The sequence below is a fragment of the Sphaerisporangium sp. NPDC049002 genome, assembly GCF_040649355.1.
In the GTDB taxonomy this organism is placed as follows: domain Bacteria; phylum Actinomycetota; class Actinomycetes; order Streptosporangiales; family Streptosporangiaceae; genus Sphaerisporangium.
Map to the genome: position 1 here is coordinate 12,749 of NZ_JBEZFH010000027.1, position 21,518 is coordinate 34,266.

The 21,518-nt window shown below is 69.8% G+C and carries 21 protein-coding genes and 1 pseudogene; 5 read left to right on the forward strand and 17 right to left on the reverse strand.

What is annotated here, in order from left to right; genetic code table 11:
* Window position 1: 1 nt before the first annotated feature.
* The 4 genes from AB0B89_RS08740 to AB0B89_RS08755 all read right to left on the reverse strand — a co-directional run bounded on the left by AB0B89_RS08740 (window position 2) and on the right by AB0B89_RS08755 (window position 4,603).
* A complete protein-coding gene (locus tag AB0B89_RS08740; protein ID WP_358550108.1) occupies window positions 2-433 on the reverse strand; it encodes an NfeD family protein in 432 nt (143 codons plus the stop codon).
* A gap of 186 nt (window positions 434-619) precedes the next feature.
* On the reverse strand, window positions 620-1,822 hold the full coding sequence (gene fahA / locus AB0B89_RS08745) for a fumarylacetoacetase (RefSeq protein WP_358550182.1): 1,203 nt from the start codon (window positions 1,820-1,822) through the stop codon (window positions 620-622).
* Between the two features lie 830 nt (window positions 1,823-2,652).
* Window positions 2,653-3,828, reverse strand: a complete 1,176-nt coding sequence (locus tag AB0B89_RS08750; protein ID WP_358550110.1) for a homogentisate 1,2-dioxygenase domain-containing protein — start codon at window positions 3,826-3,828, stop codon at window positions 2,653-2,655.
* Window positions 3,829-3,955: 127 nt separating this feature from the next.
* Window positions 3,956-4,603 (reverse strand): helix-turn-helix domain-containing protein, encoded by a 648-nt coding sequence (locus AB0B89_RS08755; RefSeq protein ID WP_358550112.1) that lies wholly within the window; start codon window positions 4,601-4,603, stop codon window positions 3,956-3,958.
* A 286-nt stretch (window positions 4,604-4,889) separates the two neighbouring features.
* Between AB0B89_RS08755 and AB0B89_RS08760 the strand changes: the two genes are divergently transcribed.
* Window positions 4,890-6,170, forward strand: coding sequence for a hypothetical protein (locus AB0B89_RS08760; protein WP_358550114.1), 1,281 nt, complete (start codon window positions 4,890-4,892; stop codon window positions 6,168-6,170).
* Here the strand turns inward: AB0B89_RS08760 and AB0B89_RS08765 are convergent.
* The 6 genes from AB0B89_RS08765 to AB0B89_RS08790 form a co-directional block, all read right to left on the reverse strand.
* Complete coding sequence (locus AB0B89_RS08765) at window positions 6,155-6,991, reverse strand: ABC transporter ATP-binding protein (RefSeq protein ID WP_358550116.1); 837 nt, start codon at window positions 6,989-6,991, stop codon at window positions 6,155-6,157. The genes AB0B89_RS08760 and AB0B89_RS08765 overlap by 16 nt on opposite strands.
* Entirely contained in the window at window positions 6,988-7,800 is an 813-nt protein-coding gene (locus tag AB0B89_RS08770) for an ABC transporter ATP-binding protein (protein WP_358550118.1), read from the reverse strand. The genes AB0B89_RS08765 and AB0B89_RS08770 overlap by 4 nt, the downstream gene beginning before the upstream one ends.
* Before the next feature lie 40 nt (window positions 7,801-7,840).
* Window positions 7,841-8,740: an ABC transporter permease gene (locus AB0B89_RS08775; protein WP_358550120.1), complete on the reverse strand. Its 900-nt coding sequence runs from the start codon at window positions 8,738-8,740 to the stop codon at window positions 7,841-7,843.
* The gene (locus tag AB0B89_RS08780) at window positions 8,737-9,702 is read right to left on the reverse strand and encodes an ABC transporter permease (protein WP_358550122.1); all 966 of its coding nucleotides are present in this window, start codon (window positions 9,700-9,702) and stop codon (window positions 8,737-8,739) included. Before AB0B89_RS08780 ends, AB0B89_RS08775 begins: the two co-directional genes overlap by 4 nt.
* A 90-nt stretch (window positions 9,703-9,792) precedes the next feature.
* Window positions 9,793-11,316 (reverse strand): ABC transporter substrate-binding protein, encoded by a 1,524-nt coding sequence (locus AB0B89_RS08785; RefSeq protein ID WP_358550124.1) that lies wholly within the window; start codon window positions 11,314-11,316, stop codon window positions 9,793-9,795.
* 385 nt (window positions 11,317-11,701) lie between these two features.
* Complete coding sequence (locus tag AB0B89_RS08790) at window positions 11,702-12,715, reverse strand: CU044_5270 family protein (protein ID WP_358550126.1); 1,014 nt, start codon at window positions 12,713-12,715, stop codon at window positions 11,702-11,704.
* Here AB0B89_RS08790 and AB0B89_RS08795 point away from each other — a divergent pair.
* Complete coding sequence (locus AB0B89_RS08795; RefSeq protein ID WP_358550128.1) at window positions 12,691-13,260, forward strand: MepB family protein; 570 nt, start codon at window positions 12,691-12,693, stop codon at window positions 13,258-13,260. The genes AB0B89_RS08790 and AB0B89_RS08795 overlap by 25 nt on opposite strands.
* Before the next feature lie 89 nt (window positions 13,261-13,349).
* Here the strand turns inward: AB0B89_RS08795 and AB0B89_RS08800 are convergent, their stop codons facing one another.
* Window positions 13,350-14,531, reverse strand: a complete 1,182-nt coding sequence (locus tag AB0B89_RS08800; protein WP_358550130.1) for a helix-turn-helix domain-containing protein — start codon at window positions 14,529-14,531, stop codon at window positions 13,350-13,352.
* Between the two features lie 116 nt (window positions 14,532-14,647).
* On the opposite strand from AB0B89_RS08800, the gene AB0B89_RS08805 reads away from it, so the two are divergent.
* Entirely contained in the window at window positions 14,648-14,953 is a 306-nt protein-coding gene (locus tag AB0B89_RS08805; RefSeq protein WP_358550132.1) for a hypothetical protein, read from the forward strand.
* A gap of 39 nt (window positions 14,954-14,992) precedes the next feature.
* Here AB0B89_RS08805 and AB0B89_RS08810 read toward each other — a convergent pair whose 3' ends face one another.
* Complete coding sequence (locus AB0B89_RS08810) at window positions 14,993-15,199, reverse strand: EF-hand domain-containing protein (RefSeq protein ID WP_358550134.1); 207 nt, start codon at window positions 15,197-15,199, stop codon at window positions 14,993-14,995.
* A 357-nt stretch (window positions 15,200-15,556) separates the two neighbouring features.
* Window positions 15,557-16,261, reverse strand: a complete 705-nt coding sequence (locus AB0B89_RS08815) for an N-acyl homoserine lactonase family protein (RefSeq protein ID WP_358550136.1) — start codon at window positions 16,259-16,261, stop codon at window positions 15,557-15,559.
* Window positions 16,262-16,486: 225 nt separating this feature from the next.
* On the opposite strand from AB0B89_RS08815, the gene AB0B89_RS08820 reads away from it, so the two are divergent.
* Complete coding sequence (locus tag AB0B89_RS08820; RefSeq protein ID WP_358550138.1) at window positions 16,487-16,936, forward strand: DUF1931 family protein; 450 nt, start codon at window positions 16,487-16,489, stop codon at window positions 16,934-16,936.
* Window positions 16,937-16,969: 33 nt separating this feature from the next.
* The gene (locus tag AB0B89_RS08825) at window positions 16,970-17,236 is read left to right on the forward strand and encodes a hypothetical protein (protein ID WP_358550140.1); all 267 of its coding nucleotides are present in this window, start codon (window positions 16,970-16,972) and stop codon (window positions 17,234-17,236) included.
* Between the two features lie 69 nt (window positions 17,237-17,305).
* Here AB0B89_RS08825 and AB0B89_RS08830 read toward each other — a convergent pair.
* The 4 genes and pseudogenes from AB0B89_RS08830 to AB0B89_RS08845 all read right to left on the reverse strand — a co-directional run bounded on the left by AB0B89_RS08830 (window position 17,306) and on the right by AB0B89_RS08845 (window position 21,459).
* A pseudogene (locus tag AB0B89_RS08830) lies at window positions 17,306-17,913 on the reverse strand (aldo/keto reductase).
* 64 nt (window positions 17,914-17,977) lie between these two features.
* Window positions 17,978-20,050, reverse strand: coding sequence for a catalase (locus tag AB0B89_RS08835; RefSeq protein ID WP_358550142.1), 2,073 nt, complete (start codon window positions 20,048-20,050; stop codon window positions 17,978-17,980).
* Between the two features lie 136 nt (window positions 20,051-20,186).
* Window positions 20,187-20,648, reverse strand: coding sequence for a DUF6789 family protein (locus AB0B89_RS08840; RefSeq protein WP_358550144.1), 462 nt, complete (start codon window positions 20,646-20,648; stop codon window positions 20,187-20,189).
* 88 nt (window positions 20,649-20,736) lie between these two features.
* Entirely contained in the window at window positions 20,737-21,459 is a 723-nt protein-coding gene (locus AB0B89_RS08845; protein WP_358550146.1) for an MgtC/SapB family protein, read from the reverse strand.
* Window positions 21,460-21,518: the final 59 nt, after the last annotated feature.

A 21,518-nucleotide genomic window follows, 5' to 3' on the forward strand; every position in this document is an offset into this window, starting at 1 on the left:
CTTACTCCCGGGGATACACGAGGGCGGTCGCGCCCTCTATCTGAATGACGTCCACAGTCGCGCCCGCCGGGATCACCAGAGATTCGTCATAGGCGCGGGCCGACCACTCCTCTCCTCCGATGCGTACCCGGCCGTTCAGGCCCGTGACCTCCCGGGTGACGTAGGCGGACTTCCCGACCAGGGCGGCGACGCCGAACCGCTGCACGGGGGGGAGGGCGATATGTCGCTGGGCGATGGGCCGGAGGGCGGCGAGACCGGACACCGAGGCGAGGATGAACACCGCGAGCTGGATGCCGGTCGGCAGGCCGATCGCCGCGACCACAGCGGTCAGAAGCGCGGAGGCGCCGAGCAGTCCGAGCGCGGCGGTGAGCGTGAAAAGCTCCGCCACGCCGAGCACCGCCGCCAGTATCAACCAGAAGATCCATGAGTCCATTTGCCCCGGCCCTCCCTATTAGGAGAAACGCGTTTTAGGCGTCGGTGGTTCCTTGTTCTCCACCGTAGTCCTAAATTTTGGGGTACGGCAGGGCAAGCTCCCGTCGGCGTGAGGGCACCCGAGGGCATCCACACTGCCGTCACGTAGCGGTGCGGGCACACCGGGTGGCCGACCCGGCGGAGGCGGTCAGTCGCGTGAGGGAAGGATCGTGCCCGTCACCTCGCCCAGCGCGACGGAGGTGCCGCCGGGGCCAGGCGCGGTCGCGGTGATCCTCACCGTGTCGCCGTCTTCCAGGAAGGAGCGCGTCTGGCCGTCGGAGAGCTTGATCGTCTCGGTGCCGTTCCAGCTGATCTCGATGAGCGATCCCCGCTGTCCCGCCTCGGCCCCGGAGACCGTGCCGCTGGCGAACAGGTCGCCCGTGCGCAGGCGGGCGCCGTTGACGGTCATGTGGGCGAGCATCTGGTCGGGCGTCCAGTACATCTCCCGGTACGGCGGGCTGGAGATCGGCTCGCCGTTGAGCTCCACGTCGAGGGTGAGATCGAGGCCCCACGGCTCCCGCCTGGCCAGGTAGCTCAGGGGCTCGGGGTCCTGCGCCCTGCCGGGGACGCGGGCCTGTTCGAGGGCCTCCAGCGGCGTGATCCACGCGGAGATCGACGTGGCGAACGACTTCCCGAGGAACGGCCCGAGCGGGACGTACTCCCACGCCTGGATGTCGCGGGCGCTCCAGTCGTTCACCAGCGTCACCCCGAAGACGTGGTCGGCGAGGTCGCCGGCGCTCTCGCCGAACCGGGTCGGCGTCCCGACGACGAACCCCAGCTCGGCCTCGATGTCGAGCTTCACGGACGGCCCGAACACCGGCACGCCGCCGTTCGCGGGAGCCCGCTGGCCCCGGGGACGGGTGATCGGGGTGCCGGAGACGACGACCGTGCCCGACCGGCCGTGGTACCCGACCGGCAGGTGGCGCCAGTTGGGCTTGAGGGGGTTCTCGCCGGGCCGGAACATCTGGCCGAGGTTCGTCGCGTGCTCAAGCGAGCAGTAGAAGTCGACGTAGTCGCCGATCTCGATCGGCATGTGCAGCCGCACCTGCCGCAGGGGGATGAGGTGCGGCTCGGTGGCCGCGCGGTTCGCCGACGCCTCCCTGGCCTCCGCCGAGAGCAGGCGCTGGATGCGGCGCCGGGTGTCCCGCCAGGCCGTACGGCCCCGCGCCATGAAGGCGTTGAGGGTGCCGCCGGCGAACACCTCGTCGTGCAGGACGGGCGCGAGGTCGAGCACGTGGTCGCCGATGCGCGCGCAGGCGCGGGGAGACTCCCCGGGGCGGGAGAACACGCCGTAGGGGAGGTTCGCCACGGTGTAGGCGGACGCGTCGGCTCCGGGTACCCAGCTGGTCATCACGGTCTCCTCCTTGACGAACAGCGTCGGCCTGCGGTGATCGTCGAGGAGGCCGAGCGTGCGCAGGTCGTCGATGGGCGTGCGCGTGTTGCACGAGCCGTAGGAGACGAGCAGCTCCCTGGCCCGGCGCGCGGTCTCGTACGGCACGGCCCGCGCCAGGGCCACCAGCTCGCGCTTGTCCATGATCTCAAGCACCCGGGCCGGGTCACGGCCCTCGACGGCCGCGCACACGGCCATCAGGAGGTTGAGGAAGCCGTGCCGGTAGACGCCGAGGCCCGGGTCGGGGTGGCGGACCGCGTGGTGCAGGCCGGCGGTCGCCTTGAACGGCGTGCCCCGCTCGACGCAGGTGCGGATGAAGGCGCCCAGCTCGTGCGTGGAGGGAAAGAGCTCAGGGGTGAGCCCTCCGCAGCGGACCTTCAGCCCCACCCCGTCCGGCACCTCGTGGAGTTCGGTGGGCGGGACCTCGACGAAGAGCCGTGCGGCGGAGTTCTCCGGACGGACCCGGCCGGCCAGCTCCTGGATGCTCGACCCCGGTGGCAGAGCCGTCTCGACCAGCTCGACGTCGATGCCGGGGAGCTCGCCGAGCCGGTCGAGGCCGGGGAAGCCGGGCGTGTCGATGATGAGCCCCACCCTGATGGGACGGGTCAGCGTCGCGCGCAGCTCGTGCAGGCGGCTCGCCGGGCAGAGAAAGCGGTGGGACAGCACCGGGCTTCCCGCGTCCTCGTCGGTGTAGTGCCGGGCGACCCCGTCGGACATGGGCAGGAGCGCCGGCGGGAACAGCCCGGCGTCGTCGACGAGAGCGGCGAACAGCGGGCTCGGGGCGGGATGGGTCATCGGGCCCACGTCCAGGCGTACCCCGGGTCCTCGCAGGACAGCGCGGCGTCGCCGAGATCGAGCGGCCGGAAGGTGTCGACCATGACGGCCAGCTCGCTGGTGACCGTCACGCCCCGCCGCACGGCGTCGACGGCGGCCTCGACGGCGCCCGGCTGCGGGCCGTGCGTGAAGCCGGCCGGATGCAGGGAGATGGAGCCGACGTCGATGCCCGAGCCCTTGCGCGCGGTGTAGTCGCCGCCCGCGTAGAACATGAACTCGTCGGAGTCGACGTTGTGGTGGTTGTACGGGATCGGCACGGCGTCTGGATGGAAGTCCAGCGGCCGGGGGCAGAACGAGCAGATGACGAAGCCCGGCCCCTCGAAGGTCTGGTGCACCGGCGGCGGCGCGTGGGTGCGCTTCACGATCGGCTCGAAGTCGGCGATGTTGAAGGCGTACGGGTACAGGTAGCCGTCCCAGCCGACCACGTCGAACGGGTGGTGCGCGTAGGTCAGCCGGGTCAGGCCGCCTCGGGTCCTGACCAGGACGGGCGTCTCGGAGTCCTCCACGATCAGCGGCTCGGCGGGCGCCCGCAGGTCGCGCTCGGAGTACGGCGCGTGCTCAAGGAACTGGCCGTACTGCGACAGGTAGCGCTTGGGGGGCCGGATGTGGCCGGACGCCTCGATGGCCAGCGCCCTCACCGTGGTGCCGTCGAGCGGCACCCAGCGGTGGATCGTGCCGGTGGGGATCACGACGTAGTCGCCCTCCCCGGCCTCGATCACCCCGTACGTGGACTCGAAGCGCACCCGGCCGCTCGCGACGTAGACGCATTCGTCGCCCTTGGAGTCGCGGTAGAGCTCGCTCGGCCGGTCGGCCGAGGCGTACGACAATCGGACGTCCGCGTTGCCCGCCAGCGGCTGCCGGCCGGTCACCAGATCGCCTCCCGAAGGAAGATCCTGGGTGCGGAAATGGCGCGGGGACAGGGGGAGGTTCGGCGAGAGAGCGGATCGCGCGCCCTCGGCGACGGCCTCCGCCTTGACGATCGCGGTGGGCAGGTGGCGGTGGTACAGCAGTGAGGAGTCAGAGGAGAAGCCCTCCTCGCCCATCAGCTCCTCCGCGTACAGCCCGCCATCGGGCTTCTTGAACTGGACATGCCGTTTGCGCGGCACCTCGCCGACCAGGCGGTAGTACGGCATCGGCCCTCCTGTGTACGCATATCGGACAGCACTGTCCTCTATACGTACGACGATCCGCCATCGGGGCAACGATGTCAATCTCACGCCCGCGCGCTCCTGAAGAGGAACGGCGCTCAGGGTGAGCGGGTCACTCCAGGGCCCGCCCCAGCTCGGCGGCGGCGGCGGAGACGCGGGGGCCGAGGATGGCGGCGTCGATGGCGCCGAACGTCACGATGCCCACGGAGGCCTCCAGCCAGGGCAGGCCGGACAGCGGGGCCGCGATGCCGCGCGCGCCCTCCTGGAGCTGTCCCTCGGTGACCAGGTAATCCGTACGTCCCTCGCGCAGGGCCAGGATCGCGAGCCCCGCCGCCCCGCGTGAGAGCGGGTGGCGGGAGCCCTCGCGGTAGGCCACGTGCATGTCGGTCCACGTCGGCTCCACCACGGCGATGGCCAGCCCCTCGTCGCCCTCGGCCGCCGTCAGGTGGGCCGTGGCCCCGGTCTCCTCGGCGAGACGGCGCAGGGCGGGGAGCGCGGCGGCCCGCAGCAGCGGCTGCACGGCTCTGGCCAGCGCGAGGACGCCGAAGCCGAGATGGGCGCGTCCCTCGGCGTCCCGCCGGGCGAAGCCCTCGTTCTGCAGCGTGGTGAGCAGCCGGTAGACGATCGGGCGGCTCAGCTCCAGCTCCTGCGCCAGCTCGGTGGGGGTGCGCCCGCGATGGCCGTCGGCGAGCAGCCGGAGCAGCCTGAGTCCCCGCTCCAGGGTCTGGGCCGACTCGGGGATCCCCTTGTGATCGCGCATCTCCCGATTATGCGAGGTGGCATCCCCTGCGGGAGGTCGCGGGTCGCCTCCCCGCACGGGTGCGGGCTCTGTAACGCCCGGTTGCGCGGGCCGTACGGGAGAAAGAACTTTCGCGTTCGCGCGGCGGTGTCCGGGAGGATCAGGCGAGGTGGAGACGGACAAAAGTGCATTTCTCGGTCAATGAATCCTGGAGAGCCACTGGTCGAGTAAAGATACGCCCGATACAGTCGTTTCGATCGGTTGCGGACGATCACTGATGATTTTGCACCGCCCAAGGAGACGCTTGATGCGAATCAGGAGAGCCCTCGCCCTCAGCGCCGCACTCACCGTGCTCGCGGTGGGCATTCCGGCCGCCTCGGCGTTCTCCGAGGACGGCGCCGACGACTGCAAGAACGTCACCAACGGTGGCTCGCAGTCCGACCCGCAGTGCTTCTGGATGGCTCCGACCCCCCAGGACGCTCTCGACATCGTGCGGTTCTGGGCCAAGGACGACGGAGCCAAGCTCAAGGAGGCCACCGAGTACCCGATCGGCTGGATCGACTGCACGGTGGAGGCCTGCAGCAAGGAGGGCGAGGGCGACGGCCAGGCCCACGGCGAGGGAGACCCCGCGCCCGAGGGCTACCAGGACGACAACACGCCGCCCACCTGTCAGACCGCCGGCGAGACCTGCTCGGTGACCCCCGAGGAGATCGCCGCCGCCGCGCAGACCGCCGCGGGGCAGGCGATCGCCGCCGCCACGGCGAGCGGCATGCGGGTGTGGGTCGACACCGAGCTCCTCGACGACTACAAGGCCGGCACCGCCGCCTTCGCCGCCGCCGTCAGGAAGGCCGGCGCCCTGGCCGCGCAGCCGGGCGTCGTCGGCATCCGGTTCACCTCGCAGCTCGGCTACAACGGCGCGGTGAAGACGCCTGAGGAGATGCGGTCGTTCGTCACGGCCGCCTCCGCCGCGCTGCACCAGGTCGCCCCGGGCAAGAAGCTCGGCGTCCACACCGTGGTACCGGAGTTCGGCTGCGGGAACAGCGACCTGTGCAAGGCCGAGATGACCAAGAAGTACCCGCTGCTCACGCCGCAGAACATCGAGCCGCTGCTCACCTCTGGGTCCGTGGACCAGCTCGCGCTCGACGCGGGCCTTCTCTCGACCGCCTACGCCACCTGGAAGATCACGCCGCAGCAGGCGCAGCGCAACCAGTGGAGCAAGGTCAAGGCCCTGGCGTGGGACACGCTCGCGCAGATCGCGGCCGAGGACGCCGGGCTGGCGGGCAAGGACGCCTCCACGCTCACCGCCGAGCAGGCGGCCACGGTGGCGCAGGAGCGGATCACCACCCCGCTGAAGGACGGCGCCGCGACGGTCAACCTCTGGACCCGCTGGCAGGACGGCACGGGCGCGACGTACCGCGTGATGGGCTCCAAGCTCGCCTCCACGCCCGCCTGGGAGCAACTCGGCAAGCTGGAGCCGCTCCAGCGTCGCCTGACCACCATGTTCAACCCGGCTTCGCCCGAGGTCGGCATCACCGAGGACGTCAAGAAGCTCTCCGAGGTCTTCAGCCAGGTCTACATCACCGACTGAACCTGGTTCGGGGGTACCGCGCTAGGGCTCGTTCCGGAGGACGGAAGGCGGGGCACGCTGTCGATGAGGCGGCGGGTGTAAGCGTGGCTGGGAGAGCCGAGCACGGCGGCGGTGTCGCCCTGCTCGACGATCCGGCCACGTTCCAGCACGGCCGTGTGGTGGCACAACGTCGCCACCACGGCGAGGTCGTGCGACACCATGACGACGGTCAGGCCACGTGTCTCCCGCAGCTCGGCGAGCAGGTCCACGATGCGCACCCGGGTGGAGACGTCCAGGGCGCTGACCGGCTCGTCCGCGAGCAGCACGCGCGGCTCGCAGACGATGGCCCGCGCGATGGCGATGCGCTGGCGCTGGCCGCCGGAGAACTCGTGCGGGTAGCGACGTGCGGCGTCCGCGGGGAGCCCCACAGCGTCAAGAGCGGCGGCGACACGCGCGTTCACGTCTTCCCGCCGGACGGCCTTCTCCCGGCGGGCGGCGTCCGCCAGGGAGCGCAGGGGTTCTGAGACGATCCTGCCCACGCGCTGCCGGGGGTCGAGTGAGGAGTACGGGTCCTGGAATACGGTCTGCACGCTTCGCCGGAAGGCGCGCATCTGGGTTCGCCGACGAGGTGACAGCTCCGTGCCGTCGAACAGGATCTGCCCGCCGGTCGGCCGCGCCAGCCCGAGGAGCAGGCGCAACAGGGTGGTCTTGCCCGCGCCCGACTCGCCGACGAGCGCCACGCTCCGGCCGGGCGTGACCTCAAGGGAGACGTCCGACAGTACGGGCGCGGCGCCGCGGTAGGCGAAGGCCACGTCGCGCGCCGAAAGGATGGCCGAGGTCAACGTTGGCTCCAATCGAGCGCGCTGTCGAGTCGCCGCGCGCTGCCCACCAGATCACGGGTGTACGGGTGGCGCGGTGTGTTCACGATGTCGAGGACGCGGCCGGACTCCACGGCCACGCCGTCCTTGAGGACGAGCACGTGGTCGGTGACGGCCGACACGACCGCGAGATCGTGGCTGATGAACAGCAACGCCATCCCGCGCGCGGAGACCAGTCCGTCGAGCAGCGCCAGCACCTCGGCCTGGACCGTCACGTCGAGCGCCGTGGTGGGCTCGTCGGCGATCAGGAGAGCGGGTTCGCAGGCGAGGGCCATGGCGATGGCCACCCGCTGGCGCTGCCCGCCGGAGACCTCGTGCGGGAACGCCTTCGCGATGCGCCGCGGGTCGGTCAGACGCACCTCCTCCAGTGCCGTGATGACCGCCTTGCGAAGTGCGGCGCCGCGCAGCCCGCGTACGCGCCGGAGGTACTCGGCGAGCTGGCGGCCCACCCTCATCAGCGGGTCCAGCGCGGTCAGGGGCTCCTGGAAGACGACGGTCGCGGCCCTGCCGCGCAGGCCGTTCAGGCGCCGCTCCGTCGCGCCCACGACCTCGGCCCGTACGAGCCCCGGAGCGTCGAGCACCGCACTGCCCGACACGGTCATCCCGGCCGGGACCAGTCCCATGATCGCGAGCGCGGTGAGCGACTTGCCCGAACCCGACTCCCCGATCAGGCCGAGGCGGGCGCCCGGCTCCATCGTGAACGACACGCCCGAGACGAGCGCACGCCCGTCCGCCGACCTCACGGTCAGCTCGCTGACGTCGAGAAGACTCATCGGACCCTCCGCCGGGTCGGGACGTACAGGCGCCGAAGGCTCATCGGGTCCTCCGCCGGGTCGGGTCGGCCACGTCTCTGAGGCCGTCGGCGACCAGGTTCACGCCGACGACCAGCACTACCAGGAGCACGCCAGGCGCGATGGCGCCGAGCGGCGCGGTCAGCACGGTGGCCTGGGCCTCCTGCAGCATCCGTCCCCACGAGGCGTTCGGCGGAGGCGCCCCGAGCCCGAGGTACGACAGGCTCGCCTCGGCCAGTACGGCGAGGCCGAGCTGCAGGGCGAGGTTCACCAGCAGGGTCGGCCAGATGTTGGGCAGGACGTGCTCCGCCACCACACGCGGCCACGAGGTTCCGGACGTACGCGATGCGGTGATGAAGTCTTGGGCGAGCACCCGCTTGACGAGCACCCGGGTCAGCCGCGCCACGATCGCCGACATCGCCAGCCCGATCGCCAGGATGGCCGAGCCGAGCGACGCTTCCCGCGCCGCCACCACCAGCATGGCGAGCAGCAGGGTGGGGAAGGCGATCAGGATGTCGAGCAGGGCCGAGATCGTGTCGTCCAGCCACCGGGTGGCGAATCCGGCGAGCAGACCGGCGACGACCCCGAGGAGCCCGCCGAGCGCCACCGAGCCGAGGCCGGCCGTCAGCGCCACCCTGGCGCCGATCATCAGCTGGGTCAGCAGGTCGCGGCCGAGCTTGTCCGTACCGAGCAGGTGGGGCGGGCCGGGAGGCGCGAGCCGTCCGCCCGAGGTGTCCTCCGGGGAGAACGGCACCCAGAACAGTGAGATGACCGCGACGGCGACGATCGTTCCGGCCAGAACGCACCCGGTCACCAGCGTCGCGGACCGGCGGCGCCGCCCGGCCGGCGCAGCGCCGCCGGAGTGCGGGGCTCCGCCAGGATCGGCCGTGTCGCTCGGGCCGGCGGGGTTCGCGTGGGTCATCGGGCGCTCCGTGACAGGGTGCCGCGCAGGCGCGGGTCGATGAGGCGCTGGACGAGGTCGGCGACGAAGCCGATCACCAGCACGCCGAAGGTGCTGACGAACAGGACACCCTGGACGACGGGGTAGTCGTGCTGGGCGATGGCCTTCGCGAGCATGCTGCCGAGCCCCGGCAGGGCGAAGACGCTCTCCACGACGACCGCGCCGAGGAACGTGGTGGCCAGCTCGATCCCCAGGATCGACACGACGGGTACGGCCGCGTTGCGCAGGCCGTGACTCCACATCGCCCTGGTGAACGACGAGCCGAGCGCTCGGAACGTCCGCAGGTAGTCGCTGTCCAGCACGTCCACGGTGGCGGAGCGCACGTACCGGATGAGCGAGGCGGACATGACGAGGGCGATGGTGACGACGGGCAGGGCGAGCGAGGTGAGCGCGTCGGCGGGGTTCGCCCAGTCGTCCTGCGGGAAGCCGCCCGCGGGAAGGATCTGGAAGTACAGCGCGAACGCCGTGATCAGCAGCATTCCCACCCAGAAGACCGGGACGGCGATGCCCAACTGCGACACTCCGGTGAGCAGCGGCCCGTACCAGCGGTTCGACCGGTGGGCCGCGACGAACCCGACCGGCACGGCCACGACGACGGCCAGGAGGAAGGCCAGCAGCGTCAGCGGGACGGTCACCACGAGGCGCGAGGCGATCTCGGGACCCACGGGAAGGGTGCTGATGAACGACGTGCCGAGGTCGAACGTCGCCATCTGCCCGAGCCAGGTGACGAACTGCTCGGGCAGCGGGCGGTCCGACCCGATCCGGTGACGCGCGGCCGCGATCTGCTCAGGGGAGGCCCCGACCGACAGCAGCGAGTTGGCCGGGTCGCCAGGAAGCAGGCGCAGCAGCAGGAACAGCACCGTGCTGGCGAGCAGCAGCGAGACGACCAGGAAGGCCATGCGCCGCAGCAGATAGGTGGTCATGACAAGCCGTTCGGGTCAGGAGAACACGCCCGCGCCCCGGCGGGCCGTACGCGATGACGCGTCGGGCCCGGCCGGGGCGGGATGGTGCGTTCAGGCCTTCTTGATGCCGTACGCGTAGAACTGGGAGTTCAGGCCGTTCAGCGGGTAGCCGGACAGCTTCGACGACGCGACGACGATCTGCGGGTAGAGGTAGAGCCAGTCGCTGGCGGCGTCGGCGGCGATCCGCTGGTTGACCTTCTTCAGCAACTCGGTCTGCGCCTCGGCCGTGTCCGACTCCTCGGCCTGCTTCACCCACGCGGTGACCTGCGGGTTGTCGTAGCCCCAGTAGAAGTCGGGGTTGCCGTACCAGACGACGTCGCGGTCGTTGACGTGCTCCTGCATCGTGGCGGCGAAGTCGCGGTTCTTGTAGACCTTGGTGTACCACTCGTCGGCCGTGATGACGTTGATCTTCACGGTGATGCCGACCTTGGCCAGCTCCGACTTGATGAACGTCGCCGCCGTGGGGTGCGGGTCGTAGTTCGGGGTGTCGAGCGTGAAGCTGAACCCGCTGGGGTAGCCGGCGTCGGCGAGCTGCTTCTTGGCCAGGTTCACGTCGTACGGGTTGACCTTGGTGAGATCCTCGTACCACGGGTCGGTGGGCGGCACCATCGAGCCGATCAGCGTGCCGTACTCGCCCCAGATGGAGTTGAGCAGCTTCTTGTTGTCGATCGCCGAGGTCACGGCCTTGCGGACGAGCGGCTTGTCGAACGGGGCCTTGCGGTCGTTGAAGGCCAGCAGCAGCTTGGTCGTGGAGTGCCCGTTGGTGACCTTGTAGGCGTCGTTGCCGCTGAACTGCGCCAGCGCGTCAGGGCTCTGCTCGCTGGTCACGACGTCTACCGCGTTGGTCAGCAGGGCGTTGTTCAGCGCCGTGGCGTCGGTGAAGTAGTGGAACACCACCTGCTTGTTGGCGGCCGCCGTGCCCCAGTAGCCGGGGAACCGGTCGAGGCTCAGCGAGTCGCCGCGCTTCCACGTCCCGAGCTTGTACGGGCCGGTGCCGTCCTCGCTCGTCGCGAGGTCCTTCGCCTGGTCGTTGATGATCCAGATGTAGCTGAGGTTGTAGACGAACGAGATCGACTTGCTCGACAGCGTCACGGTGACCGTGTGGTCGTCCGGGGTCTCGATCTTCTTGATGACCGCGAAGCTGCTCTTGCGGGCGGACTGCGAGCCGTCCGCGGTGACCTTCTCGATGCTGTACTTCACATCGGCGGACGTGAGCGGCTCGCCCGAGTGGAACTTCACCCCGTCCTGGAGCGTGAAGGTGTAGGTCAGGCCGTCGGAGCCGACCTTGTAGTCCTTGGCCAGGAGGTTCTCGACCTTGCCGTCGTCGGTGAGCCTGAACAGGCCTTCGTAGACGTTGCCGTTGAACGCTTCGGTCACTCCCTGCCCGCCACCTGCGGTGTTGTCGAGGTTCTGCGGCTCGTAGAGCGATCCGATGCCGATCGTCGCGTCCGTGCTGGACGCGCTCGCCGGCGAGGTGCTCTTCGTCCCCGTGCCGTCATCCGTACCGCCGCAGGCGGTGAGGGCGAGCCCGAGAGCGATGGCGGCGCCGAAGAGCGACGTCGTCTTCCTGTTCACTGTTTCTCCTGGTCGACGGCCTGCGCGGCCGTATATGTGGGGGCGGCCGACGTGGGAGTCCGAATCCTACATTAAAAGGTGGTTTAGTAGGTTTTTGGGGGGTCTGCACCTTGCAACTGGGCCGCGGGCGAATCGATTCCAGATCTCGCACGACGCCGGGCCGCGGGCGAATCGCGTCCTGATCTCGCACAACGCGCGACGGCCCGCACCGCGTCTCCGCGCGGTGCGGGCCGTACTGTGACCATCTGCCGTCGGTCTCGCTCGTCTCCCACGACACGGGGACGGCGTCACGACCTCCGAGCCGGTCGGAGCCGGGGACGTTCTCTGTGAGCTACGAGCCGGTGGGCGCCGGGGTGAGCTACGAGCCGGTGGGCGCCGGGGTGAGCTACGAGCCGGTGGGCTTCGGGGACGGTGTCGCGGGCTCGGAGGCGGTGGGCGTCTGCTCCCGCATCTCGCAACTGCTGTCCTTCCCGGCCCCATGCGCCCGCGGCAGCTCGTCGACCACCGAGACCTTCAGCTGCGCGGTCAAAGCCATGACGCTTCCCACCGGCGCGCGCGCGGCCTTCTCGTCGACGACCGTGCCGCGTTCCCCGAGGAACAGGTAGGTCTCCGGGTCGAAGATCAGCATGGTGTCGATACCGTGCTCGGGCCTGCCCAGCGCCGTGCCCTCACGTCCCGCCGAGTCCTTGACGGCGGTGGTCACCGTGACGCCGGGGATCGTCTTGGCCGCTTCGAAGAGCGCCTGCCTCTGCGCGCGCGGCAGGTAGGTCTCCCTCACCAGGTCGCCGACCGCCGTGAAAGCCCCGGCATCGGGGGGGTTGTCGCCGCGAGGCCGCTTGTAGAGGTACTCGCGCATCCCGGCCTCGTCGGACGGCAGGGTGCTGAGGTAGGCGTAGTCGGTCCGGTAGTCGTCGGGCTCACCGGGGCAGCGAGCGGAGAGCTCGTGCCAGCTCTCGCCCCGCCACTGCGTCGCCTCCTTGGGCAGCGGCCAGCCGGGCCACTGCTTGGGCGCCAGCCCGGCGATCCACAGCAAGCCCTTCGAGGTCCCGTCGACCGGCTTCCAGATCTTCCGTTTGGTCCGGTAGAGGTAACGGCTCTGCGTGGTGCCCTCACCCATGCTCTCGGACGTGTACATCGTCTCCGACTCGACCAGGATGTACTGGCCCGGCTTCGGAAGCAGTTCGGCGGCGTCCTGTGAGGGCGTCACCTCGACCGACTCCTCGGACTGGAAGGCCGGGTCGGTCGCGGTGGCCCCCGGCACCGCGACAGGAGCCGGCCGTGACGACAGGGCGATCCCGACGCCGCCCACCAGGGCCACGGTCAGCCCGAATGCCCCGTCGGCGACCGTCCCAGCAGTCGTGACAGGGTGAACGAATGGCGACGAACCGCGAGTACTCATCCCATCTCCATCCCACCGGATTCAAACCGTGGTCGGACACCATTCCGGCCCACAGAGATCTCCTCGCGGCGAAAGCGCTTGTCTACGACCCCTGCGGGTTCACCTGCTCGCAGCCAGTCCCAGAGACCGAGGGTGCCGCGTACGCCGCCCACGCCTTCACCCTTGACGGACTCGCCATCCGATTCCGCGCGGCCAAGACGACCCCCACCAAGGTCGGCCAGTTCGTCACCGTATGGAAGAGGTCCCCAGGCGGGCCCATCCAGCCTTTCGACGCAACCGACCCCGTCGACCTCTTCGTCGTCAGCACCCGCGACCATCACCACTTCGGCCAGTTCGTCTTTCCCATGGACGCGCTCTGCCAACACGGTGTCGTATCAGCAAGCAGTTCCAGTGGGAAACGAGCCTTCCGCGTCTACCCGCCCTGGGTGACCACCACCAACCGCCAAGCCGGCACTGCTCAGGCGTGGCAGCTGGACCACTTCTTGCACCTGCCCCAGGACCGGCCCATCGACGCCGCCCGCGCCCAAGAGCTCTACCACCCATAGGACGGACAACCCAGCCAGGGGTGACACGATCGCTGATCGCCTACGACCTCTGGTCATTCGGAATGACTCGTCTATCTAGGTCGCGGTGGTCAGGGGTTGAGCGCCTGGCGGGCGCGCAGGACGATCTCCAGCTCGAAGCGGATGTCCGGGTCGGCGAGCTGGTCGCCGTACAGCTCCTCCAACTGCCTCAGCCGGTAGCGCACCGTCTGCGGGTGGATGTGGAGACGGGCGGCGACCTCCCCGGCACCCCGGCCGTGGCGGAGCCAGGCGAGCAGGGTCTCCGCCAGCCGGTCCTGCTGGCTCGGCCGCAGATGCGCGAGGGGCGCGAGCCGTACCTCGGACAGGGCCTTCACCAGCTCCTCGTCCTTGAACACGATGAGCGTGGCCATGTGGTCCGAGCAGCGCAGCACCCTTTCCGACCCGGGCAGCACACCGCGCTTGACGAGCTCAAGCGCGTCCATCGCCCACCGCAGTGACGTGGCGGCGTGGAGCAGGGGCACGGGGGGCCCGATGGCCGCCCGCCAGCCGCGCAGTCCCGTCTCCAGCGCTCGCGCCTGGCCCGGTCCCTCGGGGTCGGGGACGATCAGGCAGGGCTGCCTCCGCTCCAGCCCGACCAGCACGTCGGGAGGCAGCGACGGCGCGCGGTAGCCGCCGCGTTCCTCCAGCGCGACGCCGGCCACGGTCCTCGGCGGACGCCAGCCGGCGGTCTTGGCCAGGTCGGCGATGGCGCCGGGGGAGGCGGGCGGCTGGGAGAGCAGCAGGTCGAGCAGGCGGTGGCGGCGGCGCTCGATCTCGCCCGCCGCGTTGGCGCGGGCCTCGTTGAAGCCGTCGGTCGCCGCATTGGCGAGCTGGTCGAGGAAGACGAAGATCGCCTCGCCCAGGTCGTACAGGGTCTCGGGATCGAGACGGAGCCGCTCGGCCTGCTCCGTCAGGCGGTGCCACGCCACCCGCGCGCCGAGGCGCATGGCGGTCTGGAAGGGTTCGAGGTTGCGGCCCTCGGCGGCCTCGCCGCGGCCGATCGCGCGGAACACCTCGGGGTCCCAGGCGTCGCGGGGCCGCTCGATGCGGCTGAGGAACCGCTGGAGCGCCTCGTCCACGGCGATGCGCAGCACCTTGATGTAGACCTCGTCGGAGGGACGGGCGTACTCGGGCACCCGCCGCTGGATCTCGAAGATCATCTGATCGGCGAGATCGCTCATCACGGGACGGAGCCGTCCCGCCACACCGGCCGGAAAGGCGGCCCAGAGCTCGCTGTCTGATGTGATCGCCAATTGGCCCTCCCGTCGGAGTCCGTCCAATTGTGACGTATTAGACGGGAGGTTAGTAGCGGATGTCGCGACGATGTCACGCATGTCACGACCGTGCGGCCGGGGCCTCCAGGCGCAGTATGCGGGCTATCGCGCGACGGGCGTGCTCGGGGGGGCACACCGTCGGGCACGGCGCGATCGCCGTCCCCGAGGACGACCGGTGGCTGCTGCACTGCGGCGACGCCTACTACTTCCACGACGAGGTCGACCCTGACGACCCGCACGGCCACCCGGGCATGGAAATACTCCAGCAGCTCACCGAGATGGACAGGTCACTGCGGCTCGGCAACGACGCCCGCCTACGCGAACTGGTGCGCCTGCACGGCGACGAGGTGAGCCTCTTCAACGCCCACGACCCGTGGGAACTGGCACGGTACATCGCCTAGGCGCACCTTCCCACGGGCGATCCGGCCCCGCCGGAAGGACTAGCTGGTGGCGCTGAGGTAGCGGGAGAACTCCTCAAGCGAGATGCGCCCGTCGCCATCGATGTCGAGCTTCTCGACCGCTGCCTCGGCGGCCTCGGCGGTAACCGGCTGGCCGAGCGCCTCCATGAGGTGCAGCAGCTCCCCGGCCGAGATCAGCCCGTCCTTGTCGGCGTCGACCAAATCGAAGGTCACCGCGTACTCGCTCATTGCCACTCCTCGTTTGATCAGTCGTCCAGAACCATAGTCGGCTCCCCACCGCCGTTCACCGGTTTTGAGGTAGTTCACCCACCCAACAAGCCCCCTGACCGGCAAGCGCAGCCGCACCCCCTCTGCCCCCACCGCACCATCCGTAACGCGTCACCCTTGTGGCCATCACTGGGGCGAGACATCAGGAGGTCCAGGACGAGCGCGGCCACCTCCTGGGGGCGGGACAGGAACGGGTGGTGCCCGGAGTCCATCTCCACGATCCGGCCGGCCCTGCTGGGACGAGACGGCCTGGGTGGGCAGCAAGTGACTCACCCGTACCTGGTCATGGGTGGGTCGAAGGAGCAAGACCTCAATAGCTCAGTTTCTGGTTGGTTCCCAGACTGAGGGGTCGTGGGCGAAGAGGATTCTTCGGGGGTCGAAGGCGGTCAGGCGGTCCAGCCAGGGTCGGTAGGTGGGGAGGGGCTGGGCCAGGCCGTGGAGGGTGGCCTGGCGGGCCAGGTGGTCGGAGGAGAATTCGGATGCGAAGTCGTGCGCCTGGCCGGCGAGGATGACGGTGCCGTCGCTCTGCCGGACCACCAGCGACTGGTGCCCGGCGGTATGCCCGGGAGTCGGGATGATCCAGATTCCCGGCCAGACCTCGGCCTCGCCGGTGATCTCGTCGTAGACCACACCGGGGAAGTCGACGAACTCGTTGATCGTGTAGTCGCCTCCGCGAGCGGTGGCCAGCTCCGTGACCTGCACCAGGATCGGCGTGCCGGCCAGTGAGGGGTTACCTCCGCAGTGGTCGAAGTGGAGGTGGCAGTTCACGACCAGGGAGACGTCCGCCAGGGTGACTCCGGCATCGGCCAGGGCGCCATCCAGACCGTTTCGCCTGGGCCGGTAGTGGGCCTCCGTCTCAGGGTCCGCGGCGCCGATACCGGTGTCGAAGAGGATGAGCCCCTCGTCGCGCCGCACCAGATAGGCGAGGACGGGCTCGACCCTCGGCTGCGGGCCCCCTGTCTCCGATGCGGGCCGGACGAAGTACCCAAGGTCGAGCCGGCGCACCGCCGTGTCGTTCCCCATCTGATCATTTTCGCACGGCGTCATGTCATTTCCGCGGTCGCCCGCACCTTGTTGATGCCGGTGTTGAGCGTCGCGGTCAGCGTGCTGGTGGTGGCGCAGGTCGGAGTGGACTACCTGACCAAGGGATGTGAGGCGGCCCGCCGCTCGCGAGGATGCGAGGAGGCGCATTCGCCTGCCCTGGTCCGGCCAGCCCGCCGGGAGACGGATGGGAGGAGATGACGCGACATGGTGGTAGGCGAAGTGAGCAAGTTCGAGCGCTTCTTCCGCGCTGCCGCAGAACTGGACGTCGACAAGGACGACCTGAAGCGCTACCACGGCTTCCTCGACCAGAAGGTCTACGACCTGCTCGTCATCGGCCAGGCTTCGGCGAAGGCGAACCGCCGCGACATCCTGGAGCCCCATGACCTGCCCATCACTAAGGGCCTGCAGGAGATCATGTACGTCTTCCGCGATCTCGATCGGGAGATCGAGGTGAGTCCCATCCTCGATCGGCTGACGGCCAGACCGCCCCTCGACGTGACCCTCAGCGAGGAGACCGAGGAACGGCTGCCCATGGTGGTAGGAGGACTGACGGTGGCACTCGCGCGTGCCTTCAAGATCCTCAATCCGGAGACGAAGAATCCGCAGACCCGGGATTGGGAGCGGGTCGAGCGGATCTTCGAGTTGCTGCTCTAGGCGGACGGCGAGATCGGAAGGGGACTCGTACCGATGGCCACCGAGGACGAGGCGGCGCTACGCGAGGAACTCCGCATGGTGGAGGAGGACCTGACGAGGCTGCGGCAGACGGCGGTGGAGCTGCGTGAGCGCGTCGGGGAGCGCTCCGACTCCCCGACCGACTCGGCCGAGATCTCCACGCTGATCACGATGGCGGAGGAGCAAGAGGCGTTCGCCGAGACGCTGGAAGCCAGGCGCAAGGAACTGCTACGCCGGCTCGGCGAGCGAGAGCAGGCGGGCGGTGAACAGGCAGGGCGGTAGCAGGCCCACGGTGAGCGGGCGGGCGGGCGATGAGCGCAGGGCCCGCAGTACCGCAAGAGTTCGGGTGCGTCAGTGCGTTTCGAGGGGCGCCTTGTGGAACGGCGGAGGGAAGGCCTCGTCCAGGACGTACCGATCGTTCGGCGTGAGCCGGATTCCCACGGCCGCGCGGTTCTGGTAGACGTGCCCCGGTGTCCCCATCTTGGGGATGGCGTTGACGTTGTCGTGGCCGATCACCCAGGCGAGCGCCACCTGCGCCGGGGTCGCGTCATGCCGTTCGGCGACGCCGCGCAGCGCGGGATGGTCGAGCAGTTCGCCCTGCTCGATGGGCGAGTAGGCCATGATCGGGATCCGGTACCCCTGGCACCAGGGCAGCAGGTCCCACTCGATGCCCCGCCGCGTGAGGTTGTACAGGACCTGGCCGGTCTGGACCCCGGCGCTGCCGGGAAGCTGCGACAGATCGCGCATGTCGGGTTCGTCGAAGTTGCTCACGCCCAGTGCCGGATCAGGCCCATGCGCAGGAGCTCGGCGAAGCCCGCGAGGGTCTGCTCCAGCGGGATCGGCCCCCGCCAGTGCAGCAGGTAGAGATCGAGATGGTCGGTCCCCAGGCGGCTCAGGCTGCCCTGGGCAGGCGGCGATCGTGCCCTCGTAGGAGGCGTGGTGCGGCAGTGCTCGGCCATGTGCCAGACCGTACGGCGCGAGGCTCAGGCCCGTACGGCCCGAGCCCGGGACGTGCCGGACGGCTCAGGCCGGTACGGCACGCGTGGGACGCCGGGGGAAGCGGTGGGCGGCGACGGCCGCCGCGAAGGACGCGATGAACCCCTCCAGGTCCTCTCCCGCCGAGATGAGGACCCCCTGGTCGTGATCGAAGGTGACGTGGGCCGGCTCCAGCAGCTCGGCACCGGTGCCGAGCGCGCCGACGGCCTTGCCGTGCTTGTATGCCTCGGCCACGAAGTGGACCGCGTCCCCGTCTTCGGCGAGAGCCCGTACGCTCTCCTCGCCGCCCGGCACCACCACGGCGTCGAACAGCACGGACGCCGTGGTCGGCAGCGCCCTGGTAACCGCGACCAGCCCGCCGCCGGTCCCCTGTACGGCCCCGCCGTGCGCGGCGAGGGTCTCGCAGAAGGCGCCCCTGGCCGTGAGGTCCGCCATGAGGGCCTCGACGTGGGTGGCGTCCACACCGTCCGCCACCAGGAGCGCGATCTTGCGGGTGGCGATGGTGTCCGCCGGCTCGTCGTCCATGCTGAGCGCCGGGGAGCGGAGGCCGTGGTTGGGGGCGAGCGGCTGGCCCGGAGCGTCCACCCCGATGCCCGCGGCGACCCGTACGGCCAGGTCGTGGTCCACCTCGTTGAGGTTGCGGACGACGCCTTCCTGGATGTGGCGGGCGTCGACCTTGCCGAGCTCGAAGCGGAAGGCCGCGACGATGTGCTCGCGCTCCCAGTCGGACATGCTGTTCCAGAACAGGGTGGCCTGGCTGTAGTGGTCGCTGAAGCTCTCGCTGCGCTTGCGGATCTTGTATCCGTCGACCCGCTCCTGGTAGTGGGTGTAGCCCTTGTCACCCGCCGGCTCCGGCCAGCCGTCGTCCAGGGAGTTCGGGTGGTAGGCCGCCGGGCCCTTGTTGATCTGCGTCTGGTGGTAGCCCTCGCGGTGGTGGTTGTGCACCTCGACGATCGGCCGGTTGACCGGGATCTGCGGGAAGTTCGGGCCGCCCAGCCTGATCAGCTGCGTGTCGAGGTAGGAGAAGATGCGTCCCTGCAGCAGCGGATCGTTGGTGAAGTCGATTCCGGGCACGACGTTGGCGAGGTGGAAGGCGATCTGCTCGGTCTCGGCGAAGAAGTTGTCGGGGTTGCGGTCGAGCACGAGCCGCCCGACGGGACGGACCGGCACCTGCTCCTCGGGGATGATCTTGGTCGCGTCGAGGATGTCGAAGTCGAAGGAGAACTCGTCCTCCTCCGGTACGAGCTGGAGGCCGAATTCCCACTCGGGGTAGGCGCCACGCTCGATCGACTCCCACAGGTCCCGGCGGTTGAAGTCGGGGTCCTGGCCGGCGACCTTCTGGGCCTCGTCCCAGACGAGCGAGTGCTTGCCGAGCTTGGGCTTCCAGTGGAACTTCACGAAGGTCGCCCGGCCGTCCTCGTTGACCAGCCGGAAGGTGTGCACGCCGAAGCCCTGCATCATGCGGAAGCTCCGGGGGATCGCCCGGTCGGACATCAGCCACATCATCATGTGGGTCGTCTCGGGCTGGAGCTGTACGAAGTCCCAGAGCGTGTCGTGCGCCGAGGACGCCTGCGGGATCTCGTTGTGCTGCTCCGGCTTCACCGCGTGCACGAAGTCGGGGAACTTGATGGCGTCCTGGATGAAGAACACCGGGAAGTTGTTGCCGACCAGGTCGAAGTTGCCCTGCCGCGTGTAGAACTTCGTCGCGAAGCCCCTCACGTCCCGCACCGTGTCCGAAGAGCCGCGCGATCCGGCGACGGTGGAGAAACGGACGAACACCGGCGTGCGCAACCCGGGCGTGGTCAGGAACTCCGCCCGGGTGAGGGAGGCCAGCGAGCCGTCATAGGGCTCGAAGTACCCGTAGGCCCCGGAGCCCCTCGCGTGTACCACCCGCTCGGGGATCCGCTCGTGGTCGAAGTGGGTGATCTTCTCGCGGAAGTGGAAGTCCTCCATCAGCGTCGGGCCGCGCTCGCCCGCCTTCAGCGAGTTGTCGGTGTCGTCGACCGGAACGCCCTGGTCGGTAGTAAGGAAGGAGCCCCGCTGGTCGACGCGGTAGGCGTCGAGCCGCCGGTCCTTGTCGGTCCGGTCGTCGCTGGTCATGGTCGTATCCCCCGGGTCGAGCAGTGGGCAGGGCCTTCACGGCCCAATGTGGTGTGGTCTTGACGATCTCGTCGCGGTACGCGCCATGGAGGAGATCCACATGGCGGCTGGTCGGGGACTCGCCGTCTCGGAAAGGTCAGACGCGGGCGAGGGCCCGGCCCTCGGGACGCAGACGATTGAGCGCGAGCACCAGGGCGGTGCCGTACACCGTGTGCCCCGCGGCCATGACCGTCTGACGTCCCGGCCTGTCGCGGTGGATCGGCGGGAGGATCCCCAGGCCGGGCACCCATCCCTGGTAGCTGACGGCCCAGATCGCGAGGCCGTACACGACGCCCAGCGGCAGCCGGGGCCGGCGGCCGTCCACGACGACGGCGAACAGCGCGCCGCAGACGGCGCCGAAGCCGAAGTGCGCGACCGCGCCCAGCACGGCCTCACCGGACTTGGGCCGGTGCTTTGGGCCGGGGAGCACCGCCCGGGCGATGCGCTTGGGCGGATGCTCCCCCATCAACCCGGCCCGGTCGCCGGCGACCATCACGGCACTCATGGCGGCCGTCGCGAGCACGCCGCTGACGGCGCCCTTGACGAGGTTGCGCATCATTGCCGCTACGTGCCCTGGCTCGGATGCGGGAAAACCGATGATCGATTAAGGGTTCCCCCGTGCGAGAGCACGCGGCCCGGCGGGTTCGTCAGGGCATCGCCGAGTCGGAGTCCTGGGCGGACACGGCGAGCACGCCGTCGATCTCGGCGAGCGCGGCGGTCAGCTCAGAGATCGGGCCGGGACCGTGAACGGTCAGCCACAGGGAGACGGTCGCCTGGTCCTGGTGATCGGCCCGCTGGTCGACGGACAGCTGGGTGACGTGGAACCCCCGGCTCGTACACTCCGCCAGCACCCGCCGCAGCACCCCCCGGCCGTCGAGGTAGGTCAGGTGGAGCCGCGAGGGGGCGTACTTCGAGCGCGGAAGCCTGGCGGCCAGCGGGGTGAGGACGAACACCGCCGCGAAGTGCCCCACCGTCACGATGGCGGCCAGCAGCCACAGCCCCGCCCCCGCCGCCATCCCGACGGCGGCGGTGAGCCAGATCGTCGCGGCGGTGGTGAGCCCGCGCACCGCGTCCTGCCGGACGAAGATCAGACCGGCGCCGATGAAGCCGATGCCGGACACGATCTGGGCGGCCACCCGGGACGGGTCGAGGACGACGTGGTCCCCGATGACGTCACCGAAGCCGTATTTCGACACGAGCATGATGAGGGCGGCGGCGAAGCCCACCAGAGTGTGGGTGCGCAGCCCGGCGCTCTTCTGCCGGATCTCCCTTTCGAGGCCGATCGCGGCCGAGAGCAGGAACGCCAGCGCGAGCTCTCCGACCTGCTTCCAGCCCTGCCCGGCGAGGTCACCCAGATATGCGAGCGCCATCGACCCAGATTAGATCACCCATGGCTCCGGCAGTGGACCCCAGACGACGCCGGGCCCAC